The sequence below is a fragment of the Acidipila sp. EB88 genome (assembly GCF_003858395.1).
Lineage (GTDB): Bacteria > Acidobacteriota > Terriglobia > Terriglobales > Acidobacteriaceae > EB88.
Map to the genome: position 1 here is coordinate 3,776,474 of NZ_QWEV01000005.1, position 14,710 is coordinate 3,791,183.

Here is a 14,710-nt window from a genome sequence, read left to right on the forward strand (position 1 = left end):
GTCGGCGATCTAGGATGGCCCGGCTCTGATGCACCTTCGCTGCGTAGCCCGTTTGCACTAGCAGATATCATCCAGCTTGCTGCGTCGCTGGAAAGTAGCAGACTCACCACGCGAAGAAACATTTCGGACAGATTCCTGGTACAGATCGCCCGATGGAGCAATTACTGATCCATCTGGATGATGCCGCGTCGGATGGCGATGGTGGCCGCTTCCGTGCGGTCGGCAACTTCAAGCTTGTCGAGCAGGCTCTTGACATGGTTGCGGACGGTGTTCTCGCTGATGCTGAGGCGCTTGCCGATCTGCCGGTTGGTCAACCCTTCCGCCAGGATCTTGAGGATCTCGATCTCGCGAGCGGTCAGCGTCGACCGCATCAGGCGGTCAGCAAGCCTGGCCGCGATGTGCGGCGGGATCACACGCCTGCCCTCGTGCACCCGCAGGATGGCAGACACCATTTCGTCTTCCGAAGCATCCTTGGTGAGGTAGCCCTGTGCGCCGGCCTGCACGGCGCGGTAGATTTCCTCATCGCGCTCATAGCTCGTGAGGACGATGACTCGTGCCTTTTTGCGCGTCTCCGCGGGCAACTCGAGAAAAGCCACGCCGTCCATGCCGGGCATGCGAAGGTCCAGCAGGATGATGTCGGGCGCCTCCTGCCCGATGCGTCGCAGCGCATCGGCGCAGGTTGCCACCGCATCCATGACTTCGATTTCGCCATGCATGGCCAGCATGCTCGACAACCCGGCGCGGACAACAGGATGATCGTCCACAATCAACAGCTTGATGGGCCTGCTTGCTGCTTTCATAGAAGGTGGGGCTCCCCGGTCCTCAGGAATCGTTCGAGTCTGCGCCTGCGACGCAGCGATGCACGCAGTTCCACGCGTGTGCCCTGCCCCGGCCTGCTGATGAGTACGAGTTGCGCACCGATGGCATCGGCGCGTTTGCGCATGCTGAGCAGTCCGAAGCCCGGCAGGTTGGCTGCCGCGTCGAAGCCCCGGCCATCGTCCTCGACCACGAGCAGGACCTCGCGGTCTTGAAAGATGACCTCGATCCGCAGAGTGTCCGTGCCCGCGTGCTGGATGGCATTCGCCACGGCTTCCTGGCCGACGCGGTTCAGGGCATCCACAATACGGGGCGGCAACGGGCGGGGCTCGCCTTTTGTAACGGCAGCGATGCGTAACGGCGTGCCTTTGACCATGTGCCGCGCGCGCTCCTCAAGCATGCACGCTATGTCGTTGCCATCGAGCAGCTCCGCCTGCATGGATGCGATACTGCGGCGGGCCTCCTGGTGGCTGTGGCGCACCATGTCCACCGCGAGGTCGATATGCTCCGAAACCGAGGCGCTGCCGGCGGCAAGGCTCGAGCGCACTGCCTGCAACTGGTAGCCCACGCCCGCGAAACTCTGCGCCAGCGTGTCATGGATCTCGCGGCCGAGGCGTTGCCGCTCCTGCATGGCGGCGTGGAGGCGCAGGTGCCGCAACCGCACGCGCCCGAGCTGCGCAAGCAGAAGCAGGACCAGCAGAATCGGGGCGGTCCAGACCATGTTCTCAAGACTCCACCAGGGAGGGTCGGCCAGCAACTCCACCGAGTCAAACGATGGAAGGAAAAGCACAAACGGGGTTTCGTTGCGCGTGAGATGCGGGTCCACCACCTCGATCCCGCGTACCTGCACCAGCGCGTTCCTGGGCAAATGCAGCAGACGCCTGCCGCTTTCTTTCTCGGGCAGCACGGCACGGAAGGACTGCGAGCCGGTATCAATCAGCAGGTCGCGCGACGGCTGGTCACCCTGGTTCTTCGCGACGAGCCCAGTGAGCTCGATGTACTGGGCATCATAGACGCCGGTGGCGGCCTCGGAGGCGGACACGGACTTGGGTGGTAATGGATTGCCGTGGCCCAGGATTTTGATCGTGGCTTTTTCTAACACAAGACTGAAGTCGCTCACCATTGGCACGCCCGTGGCTTCGACTTCATCGCCCGGCGCAAAGCGCACGGGGTCCTGTGCTGGAATGGCAATGCCGCCGGTTGCATCCTGCACAACGAGCATGGGGCGACGCAGGATCACGACCCCGCGGATGGTGCGCGGGGCGCGATCGGTGGAGTCGGCGTAGCGAAGGCTGCCGATCGGTCGCACTGTGCCGGGTGTCGCGGAAGCATCCGCGGCGGGGAACGATTGCGACAGCTTCGCGGCGGTCACCACGGAGAGCCAGGACTGGTATGGGTCGATCGTCTCGCGAGGCTGCTGCGTGGCGTGAAGCGCCGCAAGCGTAGCGGCATTGGCCGGCTTGATCGCGATGGCCCGCCAACGCCCGGCGGTGCCGTAGGAGCGAAGCCCCACACGGCCATGCTGCACGCAGGGTTGGCCCTGCATGGACACGGTGCTCCTCGCGCCACTTGCAAGATCCACAGCGGCGGCCGAGACCGTGCACCCAACAGCCACTACTTCCACGCGGTACCAGTGTCCTACCTGGATTCCGCCGGGGAAAGCCGCGGTCTGCGACTCCAGCCAGCCATAATCGGCGCGGCCGAGGACCAGGCGCCCGTCCAGGGTTCGCAGGCCGGCATAGTAGCCGCTGTAGGCGTTGGTCCCGAGCTGCTCATCAGTGGAGCGGACGATTACCCCGGCATCGCCGTCGGCCCCGAGAACCTGCACGTCGGCGGACAGGGCGTAGTCACTCCATGTGTCGGCGCCGAAGAGCAGCTTTGCGCCGCGCTCCTCCGAGTCGTTGACGACCGTGCCAGACTCCGTGAACCAGGAACCTCCAAGACTTTGCCAGCCCTTTAATCCGTCGATGGAGAAGCGGTCGGTGTAAGGGAGCGCGAGCTCGACCGGGCGGAACGCATGGGTCAGCGCGGCTGCAAGCACGCAGAAAACGCTGACGAGTAGGACGACCGAGAGCAAAGGTCTCACAACGGCTCGTCCGGGATGTTTGCGATCCGCGCGAGGATTGCGGGGTCATGCATGTTCGCCGCGGTGATCACGATCGGACCCAGTGCTACCCGCGCCGGTACGGGCAGACCCTGTCGCATCCTGAGGATGGCGTCGACGGCCTGGTACCCCATGGTGTAGGAGTCCTGCGCGATGTAGGCATCGATGAAGCCGGACTTGAGCAGCGCGAAGAGGCTGGCATCCTGACCACAGGCGATGATGGTGATGCGATGCCGGGTCGGTTGCTGCTGTTCGGCCTGGTACAGCCCGATGGCGGATGACGGGTCGAGCGCCAGGGCGGCGTCAATGCGCGGCGTCGCTGCCAGCACTTCCGCCGCAGTTTGTTCAGACGAGAAGCTGTCCGATGCAACCCTGCGATCGGTGATGCGGATGGCCGGGTACTCGCGATGCAGATACGCTTCAAAGGCGCGCAAGCGAAGCGTGACGCCGCTCTGAAAAGGATTGATTCCCAGCAGAGCGATCGAGCCTTTGCCGTGCAGACTGCTGCCGATGGCACGGGCAGCGATGGCCCCGGTCTGATCTTCGTCGTTGAGGATGTAAGCGAGGTTTGGCCGCGGAGGCAACGTCATCGGCGAGCTGATGATGACCACCGGCATGTGGCGGTCTAGTAGCCTGCGGACAGGCAACATGAGTGCCAGCTCCTGCGCTGGAGCCAGCACCAGGCCTGCATCCTTCTGGTCGCCGACCTGTTCCACAAGCGAGATCTGCCGCTGCACATCGCCCTCGCGATCGGGCGCGTTCCAGTAAATGCGTACACCGTGGTGGCTGGCCGCGCGCAGTGTTCCCGCGTGCTCGTCGAGCCAGATCTGCTCCGGGGCGCTTTCAGGTACGACTGCGATTGTGAGTGGCTGAGGGTGCCGCCCGCAGCCAAGGCAGCACAGCAAAAGAGCAAGGCCACGCACGCAGAGAAAACATCGCTTTGTGCGCGGCATGAGTACACTCCACCAGGGAACGTTGTGCCTTGATCCCGGCGTACGTTGCGAAGGCGAGCGATGGGTCCACGGCCTGAACAGCTTAAGCGCTATGAACCCGTTTGCCAAATGTACGCGATGCGTTCGCGTTAGAGCCGCAGCGTGGCGGAACCTGCCGGGATGACTTGCTTAAGCAGGCGTGGTCAACCGGTTCGAGGAGATGGGCGAAACCTGCCACGCTTGCAAGGATGTACCACTGCCATCTGTCCACGCGGTGACATCAGGCGCGGTGATGTCCGCATAGTAGAACCGCCTGGTGTAGCCCAGTCTGCCGGCCACGATCAACTCGACCACAGAGCCATCCACAAAAGCATGCAACACCGGCAGGTCGGCCGGTGCAAGCGCGATCTCCTTGCCGTCCGCAACAAAAGCGTGTTTGTCGCGGTGGTACTGCACCCTGAACAAATCTCCGGCGCTGGTTTGCAGACCGAATGTGAAATCCGTAGCCCCGGCACCCGTGCACAGAACTTCGCCGGTCGCCCTTGGCAACACTGCGCGCAACCCGGTGTCTGCTTTCGTAACTGGAACCGCGGCACTGCGCAGCGCTCTTGTCTCCGGCAGCACCTGCATGCGCAGCGTTCCATCCTTGTCGAGGTTGAGCACCCGCGGCAGGCTCATCATCCCAGACCAGCCTGCTGTTCGCATGGCATCTTCCGAGCGCCGCTCCTGGATCCAGCCCCACAGGATCCTTCGTCCTGCGGCATCGAGCTGCGTCTTGGGGGCATAGAAGGATTCGAGGTCGAGCAGTCCTGTTCTGGCCGCTTTGAACTTCATCGTCGCTTCATTGAGGATCCCCGACACCCAGAACACCTTGCCAAGCGTGGAGTAGATCAGCACGTGGCCGCCATCGAGCGCGAAGAACTCGGGGCACTCCCACATCTCGCCGTCCTCGCATGGATTGGTGGTTGGCTGCCCGTTCCACGCGCCCTGCACCAACACGTGCAGGTACTCCCAGGTGCGCATGTCTTTCGACCGGTAGAGCAGCACGCAACCGCCGACCTGTGCAATACCCGATCCTACTGTCATGTAGTACCAGTCTCCCTGCTTCCATGCGGATGGATCGCGAAAGCCGGTGATCCGAAGCCCCTCGGGCGGCCGCGGCACGATCGGAGCGGGATCCTTTGTCCACAACACAAGCCGAGGATCATCGGACCAGGCGAGGCATTGCGATTCCTGGATCTCGCTCTTTTTATCCCGTATCGTTGCGAGCTCTGGCGAACCTTTCTTCGTTCCGGTGTACACCGCGTACACCCGGCTGCCCACCTGGATTGCCGATCCTGAAAAGACGCCGTACGCATCCGGACCTGCAGGGGTCGGCGTGAGGGCCACCGGCAGGTGAGACCAGTGCAGCATGTCAGACGACACGGCGTGATTCCAGCTCATATTGCCCCACACGGCTGCTTCGGGATTGTACTGGAAGAACATGTGGTATTGCCCTTGGAAGTAAATGGGGCCGTTGGGATCGTTCATCCAGTTCTTCGCCGGGAGCAGGTGAAACTGCGGCCGCATCGGATCTGCTGCGAGCGTGCCTGCCCTGGTAGCGGCTCCCTGTGCTTGCAAGCCGCGCGGCAAGGCAGTGAGCGCCGCTGCTGTGCCGGCGGCTGCCAGGAACTGTCGTCGTGTGGCGACTTTCATCGGTGGGCCTTTCTGCTGCTGCAACGTCTGCCTTGGAGGATCACCGTCAGCCTGGCGACGGCGCAGTGGGAGAGAGCTGCGCGCGGGGAGTGCTTCGCGCGTGACAAGGCAGCCTCGTCCTCAGCAGAAGCGCGTGCTGCGCCAGAGGCCATACCCGGCACCTGCGAGGGAGACAATCAGCACGCCGCCGAGCGCCAGCACCCAGTGGCCGTTGATGGCAATGGGTGGAAGCCTAGCGTGTATCCCCAGCCAGATAAACACCGCGGTAGCCGCCAGAACAATGGCAAAGTCCCACCACCGCCGACGCTGGTTGCGATTGCCAAACTCTTCGCCGTTCTGTGCGCCCAGCACCTCGAGGTAGTTGAGGCCGTAGCGGTCGCATTCCCGCTCAAGCGCGGCATTGCGGGAGGTGTGTTCTCGAGAAGAAGCCACTGCCGTGCTGATGGCCAGCGCGCCCGCGATCATCAGCACGGAGCCGAGCAGGACGAACAGCCGGTGCTGTGCATTGGCGGTGGCAAGTTCCCCAAACACGAGCGCGCCCCACGCCAAACCCCAGAGCTGGTTGGTGTTTGCCAGGGGGATGCCGCGGCCGATGCCGAGGTACTTCGCGGCAAACTGCTGGAAGATGTCGCCGATGACCCAGATGAAGCCGCCCAGAAACAGCCAGAACAGAAGCTGTGGATTGTGCACGAGCCGGAACACGGAGGACTTGCGTCCGCCGTCCAGGTAAAGGGTCAAGGCAAACATGGTCGCCAGTTCGCCGACGGTGAAGGCTGTGACGAACGAGAGCGGGTTCATGCCGCTGATGTAGGCCTTGCGATAGGGCACATACATGGTGCCCCACATCAGGCTTGCGCCAACCGCGGCGGCAAGGCCGCGAACCGCCTGCACCGTCGCGCCAGGCGCGGCAGACGCGCCGTGGATGGTGCTGAAGCCCAGCAGGATGGCGGCGCTGACGATGAGTACGCCACCCACTACCACCTTGAGGATGTTTTGAGCATTCGCTCCCTGCAGCTCAAGAAATAACAATCGGGCCCACACGAGACCGACGAGTCCGTTGGTGTTCCAGATAGGAAAGGCCGTGGCCAGGCCGACATCGCGTATGGCAAAGATGGTGAGGGTGTTGCCCACGGCCCACAACGCGCCGGCGAGGATCGCCCAGACGATCAGGTGCTTTTTCGCCATCAGGTCGGCAAAGACGTAGGAGGTGCCCTTGAGCAGGGTGGGAAAGGTCCAGCGGGCGGTGAAGACGCCAGCCACCATGCAGAGCGAGACGGCGAAGGGTGAAAAGCCCGCGGTGACCAGCTTGGTAGGCGCCTCGGCGGCGCCCAGCCAGACCCCTGCGGCCAGTCCGCAGACCACGCCAAGCCCGTGCAGAGAAAGTCCTTGTCCCGTGGCAGTTTTCTGCGGCAACGTGGTGCGGCTCAATCCCATGGACCCTCTTCGTCGAAGTGGAGGCGCTCTAGTGCAGGGCCACGAGGGCGGCGACGCCCGGCACAAGCCACAGTGCCGGCACCCAAAACTGCACATCGGTCAGGCGCGCCTTGAACGTGTCTGTGCGGCTCATAGGTACGGGTATTCGCATCGCTCCAGGCAATACACCGGCATCGGACAAGGGACATCGCCCCGGTGTTCTGCCCTGCCGCGGTATCGTATGGACCCGGCATCAGGGGTGTCAATCAAGGGAGGTGCTCCGGAATGCCTGGTCCATGGCGATGGGAATCTGGAGTGGCAGCCGGCGCTGGGCGTTATTGCCTGGTCCGGGAGAGTCGTCCACGCACGTGGTCGGTGCAGTGCAAGGTTGCGTGCCGTTGGATTTCCCTGTTATACGTTAGCGCTAACGTAGAGTTTCGCGATCCGGCCGGGGACAAGGCCGCACGCACATTAGGAGCCGCCTTATGAGCACAAGCCTCGCAGGTAAACCAGGCGACGCACCCTTGGGTGACCTCGATGAATGGGACGAGTTTCTTGAGGGTCGGTACAAGGAAGGCAAGACACAGGAAGAATTCCGCGTGTACGACGCCACAGCAACTCCCAGTGTCGCAGAGTTTTACCGGCTCAACCACGAACATCAGACGCTTGACTACGTGCTGGCCAAGGAGAAGCTGTACTTCAGTCTCCAAAAGGGCCAGAAGACTATCTGGGAAGCGGCAGAGTTTCTGAACACCCTGGTAGATGACAGCGATCCGGACACCGACCTGACGCAGATTGAACACCTGCTGCAGACCTCGGAGGCAATCCGCCGCGATGGCCATCCACGCTGGATGGTGCTGACCGGCTTTATCCACGATCTGGGTAAGTGTCTGTGCCTGTACGGCGAGCCGCAGTGGGGCGTGGTGGGCGATACCTTCCCGGTTGGTTGCGGATGGTCGAAGGACATTGTCTTCCCCGAGTACTTCGACAAGAACCCCGATCGCCATCGGCCGGAACTGCAGAGCAAGTACGGTATCTACGAGCCGAACTGCGGGCTGGAAAAGCTGCACATGTCGTTCGGGCACGACGGCTACATCGCCGAGGTCATGAAGCCGTACCTGCGCGATGAGTCGCTTTACATGTTGCGCTTCCACTCCTTCTACCCCTGGCATCGGCATGGAGCGTACGACTACCTGTGCAACGACAAGGACAGGTCCATGCTGGAGTGGGTGTTGAAGTTCAACCAGTACGACCTGTACTCCAAGGCACACACCAAGCCGAACCTGCAGGAGTTGAAGCCGTACTACGACGAACTGTTCGCGGAGTTTCTGCCTCCCACGCTGGCCTGGTAGCCGCTCTTCAGCGGAGCGGTTCATGACGGAATGCCGGAGCCTGACGCGGACATGCTGACTTGCGCGATGGGAACGCCTGTTTGTTTCAGCCGGCAGGCGTTCCAATCGCATTTCGCCGCGCAGCGGAGTGCGTAACGATTTCTGGAGCAGGCTGCGCAGCTCCCCCGTGCATGAAAGATATGCAGAGCTGCTGCACCATCATGCAACCAATCTGCCCATCTGTTCGCGGTGTGGTTCCGGTTTGCCTGTAACACGAGCCGGTCGATCAGGCACTCTGTCGACACAGTCGCAATGGCGAAGACGAAATACCGGTGAGGTCTCGTCACGCGAGGCTGCCAGTGCTTGCATCGAGCGTAAGCAGCCTTGCCTACGACAAAACTGGCAACCATCCGTTGTGAATGCCGCTCGCTGCGGACGCCGTGAAAGCCCTGCAACTCTCCCAATCAATTTTGTTTAAGCACCGGCAGAATCGCGGAGCAGGTCCGTGCAATTGTGAAAGGACAAGCGAAGCGGAGGTGATGAGACGTATGCAAAACAGGTGCGGGCCGACAAGGCGTGAGGTATTGCTAATGATGCTGGCCGCAAGCATGGCGGGCCCGTCATTGCTTGCCAGCCCTCACGACCGGAAGGGGCGCTCCGCGGTTCGCCGGACCGTCAACATCATGAACTTCATCCGGGCAGAGGAACCGCGTGAGTCCATGGATCTCTTTCTTCCTGTGCGTAAACAGATGGAACTGATTAAGGCGCATGGTTTTCCGGCGACGTGGCTTCTGCAGTTTGACGCCGTGGTGGAAGGCCCTTTTCTTGCCTACCTGCAGCAGGAGATCCCGGCCAGTCACGAGATCGGGCTGTGGCTGGAGAACAATCGAAAGCTGTGCGATGCTGCCGGCATCGCGTGGCGTGGCAAGCCTGACTGGGAGTGGGACTACCACGTGCCCGTGGCTTACTCGATTGGCTACCAGCCGGACGACCGCAAGCGACTGGCGGATGCCGCGATGGGCGGCTTTCGGAAAGCAGTGGGTTACTATCCGAAAGCCGTCGCTTCGTGGAACCTCGACGCGGTCACCGTGGCGCACCTGGCGGAACACTACGCGGTGGAGGCCCTTGGCAATTGCCGCGATCAACTGGCGACGGATGGTTTCACAATTTGGGGTTCGCCCATCACGGCGTATTACCCGAGTCGGATCAACGCGTGGAGCTGCGCGCTGCGTGCGGAGAACCAGATCCCGGTGCAGATCTTCCGGCTGCTCGGACAGGACCCGGTCTACTACTACGACAAGGTCTTCGCATACCCGGATACCATGGAGCCGGTGTGGCCCTCCGGACGCTCCGCGGCGTTTGTGGACAGCTTCTACGAGATGATGGCGCATGCGCCCGCGGGTCGACTTGCCTACGCGCAGCTAGGCCAGGAAAACAGTTTCGGCTGGCCAGAGATGCAAGAGGCCTATGGCATGCAGCTCGATAAACTTGCGGAGACAGTGCGCACGAGCAGCGTGGTGGTTGAGCCGATGAGTGCGACGGGGCGTCACTTTCGCAGGCAATTTGCGCAGACGCCGGTGCAGATGCAGATCATGCTGGCCGACCCGTATGGGAAGAAGGAATTGCCGGAGCGCACCATCTGGTACCAGAGCCGCTTCTACCGGGCCAATCTTCATTTTCGCGGCGACGACGTTTACTTGCGGGACCTGTTCGTCTACAGCGATCGCTTTCCGCAGATCTACCTGCACGACACGGCGACGCAGCACGGGATTGACCAGATTGGGCTCGCAGTGCTGGACGGCTACCATTGGAGCCGTAAACCGGGAGACGTAGACAAGCGCGACGGCGCTGCCCAGGGCGTGTTTACGCTGTCGGACGGCGCCGGGCGCGCGTTGGTTTTGAGGTTCGCAGGCGAGCCGTCTGCGCACGAAGCGGAAGATACGCTGCACGTACAGGTACCGCTTGAACACGGTGTGATGGCCACCTTCACGTTCTCAGAGCAAAGACTCGTGATGCTCTTCAGCGGAGTGCAGGAGAATCAGGTTGCGGGAATGCGGCTGTGCTGGGAACAGGCACGCAGCTCCTTTGTGGGCGTGGAAGGCACGAGCCTACGCTACCGCTACCGCGACTTCCACTATGCCGTGGAGGTGGAGCGCGGAACCGCTCGACCGACAGACGATGGCGTCCTGCTTGCCGCGGGCGATGGAGTGCTGCAGCTCCGGCTCGCGCAGCCGGAGTGATCCTGCCGTCGCCCGCAGCGGCCGTGTTCCTTGGTTTACCTTGAGGAACATGGACCGCAGAGACTTTCTCCGCATTGCATCGCTCACATCAGGCAGCTTTGCGCTGCCCGCACTCCTGGCCTCTTCTGTTGAGCAACACGCAGCCGGCGCGACCCCTGGCGAGTTTTCTCCAGACGAACTGCCGCACCTTTTCCATACGCCCGTGGCCCGGTATCGTCCGATGGTGCGCTGGTGGTGGAACGGCGACCGCATCACGCAGCAGGAGTTGCTGCGCGAGCTCGATGTACTCAAAAGCGCGGGCATCGGCGGTGTGGAGATCAACCCCATCCGCTTCCCTGCCCAGGCAGACCCGATGCACATCGAAGCGCTTACCTGGATGAGCGAGCCGTGGATCAAGGCGCTCGACGCCGTGCTCGCAGGTGCGAAGGATCGCGGCATGGTGTGCGACATGATCGTGGGCTCAGGCTGGCCGTTTGGCGGAGAGTTTCTCACGCGCGAGGACCAGACGCAGATGATGACGATTGGCACGCGCGAATTCACCGGGCCGCAACGCGTGACCATCGCTGCGGCCGATCTGCTGGCCGATGTTCACCCGCAACTTGTCTCGGCCTACAGCGATCCGCAAAAGCAACTGGTGCGTGCGTGTGTCGTGCCGTACGAGCTATCGTCCGCCGAGCAGGCAGTGGATATTCCGGTGCGCGCCGAAGATAGCGCGGTCACGTTCGATGTGGCCGAGGGTCGCCAGGTTTTGTACTTCCTGGTGAAGATGACGGGGTACATGGCAGTGATCAATGGGGCGCCCGGAGCAAGCGGCCCGGTGCTGAACCACTACTCAGGCGAGGCGGTGGCGCGCTATCTTGATCGCATCTCCGACGCGTTGACAACGAAGCTTGGTCCGCTTTCTCCCCGGCTGCGCGCCTTCTTTACCGACAGCATCGAGCTTGAGGGTGCGAACTGGTGCGACGACATGCTGCAGGAGTTCGCGCGGCGTCGCGGCTATGACCTGGCGCCGTACCTGCCGTTCGTGTTGTTCAAGGTGGGCGCAATGGGCAACGCGGTCGCTACGCCTTATGGTGCGCAGTTTTCTGCTGCGTTGCAGCAACAGATAGAACAGGTGCGCTATGACTTTGAGACGACCAAGCGCGAACTGTTCAATGAGCGTTTTGTGGCGACGTTCGTGGCGTGGTGTCACCGGCTTGGGGTGCAGTCGCGCATGCAGGCCTACGGTATGGAATGTGATCCGATCTCCGCAGGCATGATGGTCGATATCCCCGAGTGTGAAACGTGGATCCACACCGAGGCCATTGAAGCCTTTGGCAATGGCGACTACACCACTGGACGCAGCTACTCGATGATCAACAAATTCGTTTCCTCCGCGGCGCATCTTGCAGGTAAGCGACTGATCAGTTGCGAGGAGATGACGAACACCGACGACCCATTCCACACGACACTGGAGCGCATCAAGATTGCGAGTGACCAGAGCATCCTGTCGGGGGTGACGCAGCCGGTGCTGCACGGGTTCAACTATAGCCCGCCGCAGGTCCCGTTCCCTGGTTGGGTCCGGTATGGAACGTACTTCAGCGAGCACAATACCTGGTGGCCGTACTTCAATCTTTGGACCACCTACAGCGCTCGCCTTTCGTCGGTGCTGCAGGCGTGCGAGATGCAGGCCGACATCGCCATCCTGCCGCCGCAGGCCGACGTAGCCTCGAAATTTGGTTTTCAACGGGATCCGTTCCCGCGCATTGCTTACCCTGACTACCTGTTCAAGTTATGGGAGGTGGTGCACCAGAACGGAAGCGGCTGCGATTACCTGTCCGAGGAGATCATCCGCAAAGCAACGGTGCGCGAAGGCAGGCTGCATTTCGGCTCGCGCGCGTACAAGGCAGTGTTGTTGCCCAAGGTGCAGTCGCTCCACCCGGAGACAGTGCAGCAGTTGTGCGCACTGGTGGAGTCGGGCGGCACGCTCATCTTTCTCGACACGCTGCCAGAGCAGTCGGACGGGCTGCGTGATCATGAGAGTTCCAGCACGGTGGTTCATCAGCTCATCGCGTCGGTGCGCACCAGGCACCCGGAGCGTACGCCGCTGCTTCCTGTGCGGCAGACCGACATGGTTGGCTGGTATCGTGAGCTGCAGCAACGCTATGCGCTGACGCCGGATGTGCGGCTCAGTGCGCCGGTGGACTACATCAGCCAGGTGCATTATCGCGAAGGCAAGCGGGACGTGTTTTTCTTCTGCCACTACGGACCACAGGACCGGCACACGTTTGAGGCGAGCTTCGGCGAGGTGGGTGGGGCGGCGTCGCTGTGGAACCCGGAGACTGGAGAGCGCACAGCGCTTGCGCGTGGCATTGGCGGCGCGCTCACCATCTCGCTCGGACCCTCGGAGTCCCGCTTGATCGTTTTCGAACCTGTTGGTGAAGAGATGAAGCCTTTCAGGGCACTGGGCACGCACGCTCACGACCTGGATGTGCCAGTGATGACACTCACTGGTCCGTGGAAGGTGCGTTTGCAGCATGTGGATGGATCGGATCGCACGCTTGATCTCGCAACGTTGATCGACTTCAACCAGAGGCCGGACCTGCGAGCCTTCGCCGGCACGCTCACCTACTCTTGCCCGTTCGCAACTTCAGGCGATCTACCGCAGGTGCTTTCGCTCGGGCGCGTCCACTCGGTTTCGAAGGTACGGTTGAATGGTCATCTTCTGGGCGTTCGCTGGTATGGGGAGCATCGCTATCCGCTGGCGGGTGCTGCGCAGCCAGGGCGCAACGAAATCTCCATCGAGATCACGACGACTCTCGGCAGTTACATGAAGACGCTTCCGGACAATCCGACGGCGAAAGCCTGGACGGCTGATACGCCTGACTATCCCCTCGGGCTCACGGAGGTTCCTGTTCTTCTTGGAGGCGCGGCACAGGCCTGATTACCGAGAGTAGCGTGGTTCGATTCGCCAAGAAGGGCAGCTTCGCGGCTGCCCTTTCTATCGTTGCGACCGTTCACTTCGGGTGTACTGCAATCTCCGCGACCAACGTATCGAGCGCGGATGATTGTGCCGAAGCATCCACAGCGATGAGCGGCCCGGACCAGACGACACCGAATTCTGTTCCGGGGCCCTGGTCTTTTGTCCAGATACTGCCAGCGTTAGTGTCCACAAACTGCTGCCAGCGCGGGTCGGGCGCGATGGCCTGCAGGGCCGCGAGGTTACGCACAAAGATGCCCTTGAACTGCGAGCCATCTCCGCCACAGTTCGGTTCGCAACTGTCATGCAGCACACCGGCGGCGTCGGTCAGCCGGGTCACGGCGGCGAGCGCGACACTGTGTGCCTGGTTCAGGAAAGGCTTTGGGTCCGCAGAGATTCTTGACCACTCGGCAAGTGCACCGATCAGCACGCCCTGGTTGTAAGTCCAGGTTGTTTTTTGATTGTTCGTACAGGTACCGGTCGCCGCATCGATGGTGAGGCCGTCGTTCACGAGACCTTGCTGGTTGAGCATGCCCGAGGCACGAAACCAGGCCCACTCCTTGGCTGCCCAGTCGTGATACTGCGCCCGGTCAGCGCCTGGGGCGGCGCGCACGGCTAAGTGCGTGGCGACTGTAAGGAAGAGTTCGTTGGCAATGGCGTTTTTATAAGTGCGGTCCTTGCTCCACCAGATGCCACCGCCGCAGGTCTGGTCCCAGCCACCGGCCATGTCCTTGAAAATGGACTGTGCCATACCGAGATAGCGCGCCTCTCCGGACACATCGTAGGCGCCGATCCAGGCCAGGGCCCACCAGCCTTCATCGTCATAGTAGGTATTGAGGAAGCCCGGCGCACCGGTCATCTCCTTGAGATCGCCGATCTGCTCGGTTTTGGGGACCACGATCTGCGCTTGCGCAAACGTATGCGCGAGCACGGGCAGATACTGCCTGGATCCGGTCACCTGCATGAAGTCGTCGAGCACCGTGATGGCGTTGGCCGAGTTCCACCAGCCGGTCGAGGTGTACAGGCCAGTCCGTTCGAGATATCGCCGCTGCAATGCATCGAGGCCCAGCTGCGTGTGCTGCGTCCAATTCGGAGGAGCAGGCGCGGTCTGCGCGTGCGCGATGGACGGAAGCACTAAGAGCAAAAGGAGGAGAGAACGAAAACAGCCCATGGCGACCTTTGTAGCAGATCGGCAAGGAACTCTGTAAGGAGCAGCATTT

10 protein-coding genes are annotated in these 14,710 nt (G+C 62.0%); 3 read left to right on the forward strand and 7 right to left on the reverse strand.

Annotated features, from left to right (window positions below):
* Positions 1–161: 161 nt before the first annotated feature.
* The 6 genes from D1Y84_RS15920 to D1Y84_RS15945 all read right to left on the reverse strand — a co-directional run bounded on the left by D1Y84_RS15920 (position 162) and on the right by D1Y84_RS15945 (position 7,114).
* Complete coding sequence (locus D1Y84_RS15920; protein WP_124849565.1) at positions 162–800, reverse strand: response regulator transcription factor; 639 nt, start codon at positions 798–800, stop codon at positions 162–164.
* Positions 797–2,902: a sensor histidine kinase gene (locus D1Y84_RS15925; protein WP_124849566.1), complete on the reverse strand. Its 2,106-nt coding sequence runs from the start codon at positions 2,900–2,902 to the stop codon at positions 797–799. The genes D1Y84_RS15920 and D1Y84_RS15925 overlap by 4 nt, the downstream gene beginning before the upstream one ends.
* Entirely contained in the window at positions 2,899–3,873 is a 975-nt protein-coding gene (locus D1Y84_RS15930; protein WP_124849567.1) for a substrate-binding domain-containing protein, read from the reverse strand. Before D1Y84_RS15930 ends, D1Y84_RS15925 begins: the two co-directional genes overlap by 4 nt.
* A gap of 168 nt (positions 3,874–4,041) precedes the next feature.
* Positions 4,042–5,547: a glycoside hydrolase family 32 protein gene (locus D1Y84_RS15935; protein ID WP_124849568.1), complete on the reverse strand. Its 1,506-nt coding sequence runs from the start codon at positions 5,545–5,547 to the stop codon at positions 4,042–4,044.
* Between the two features lie 120 nt (positions 5,548–5,667).
* Positions 5,668–6,981: a GRP family sugar transporter gene (locus D1Y84_RS15940; protein ID WP_124849569.1), complete on the reverse strand. Its 1,314-nt coding sequence runs from the start codon at positions 6,979–6,981 to the stop codon at positions 5,668–5,670.
* A 28-nt stretch (positions 6,982–7,009) separates the two neighbouring features.
* Entirely contained in the window at positions 7,010–7,114 is a 105-nt protein-coding gene (locus D1Y84_RS15945; protein ID WP_199726429.1) for a translocated intimin receptor Tir, read from the reverse strand.
* Between the two features lie 331 nt (positions 7,115–7,445).
* Here D1Y84_RS15945 and D1Y84_RS15950 point away from each other — a divergent pair, with 331 nt between their 5' ends.
* The 3 genes from D1Y84_RS15950 to D1Y84_RS15960 all read left to right on the forward strand — a co-directional run bounded on the left by D1Y84_RS15950 (position 7,446) and on the right by D1Y84_RS15960 (position 13,454).
* Positions 7,446–8,312, forward strand: coding sequence for an inositol oxygenase family protein (locus D1Y84_RS15950; RefSeq protein ID WP_124849570.1), 867 nt, complete (start codon positions 7,446–7,448; stop codon positions 8,310–8,312).
* Between the two features lie 698 nt (positions 8,313–9,010).
* Positions 9,011–10,531 (forward strand): hypothetical protein, encoded by a 1,521-nt coding sequence (locus D1Y84_RS15955; protein ID WP_148092693.1) that lies wholly within the window; start codon positions 9,011–9,013, stop codon positions 10,529–10,531.
* A gap of 49 nt (positions 10,532–10,580) precedes the next feature.
* Entirely contained in the window at positions 10,581–13,454 is a 2,874-nt protein-coding gene (locus D1Y84_RS15960) for a glycosyl hydrolase (protein WP_158615519.1), read from the forward strand.
* Positions 13,455–13,527: 73 nt separating this feature from the next.
* On the opposite strand, the gene D1Y84_RS15965 is transcribed toward D1Y84_RS15960, so the two are convergent.
* Positions 13,528–14,625 (reverse strand): glycoside hydrolase family 76 protein, encoded by a 1,098-nt coding sequence (locus tag D1Y84_RS15965; protein ID WP_233581593.1) that lies wholly within the window; start codon positions 14,623–14,625, stop codon positions 13,528–13,530.
* Between the last annotated feature and the right edge of the window lie 85 nt (positions 14,626–14,710).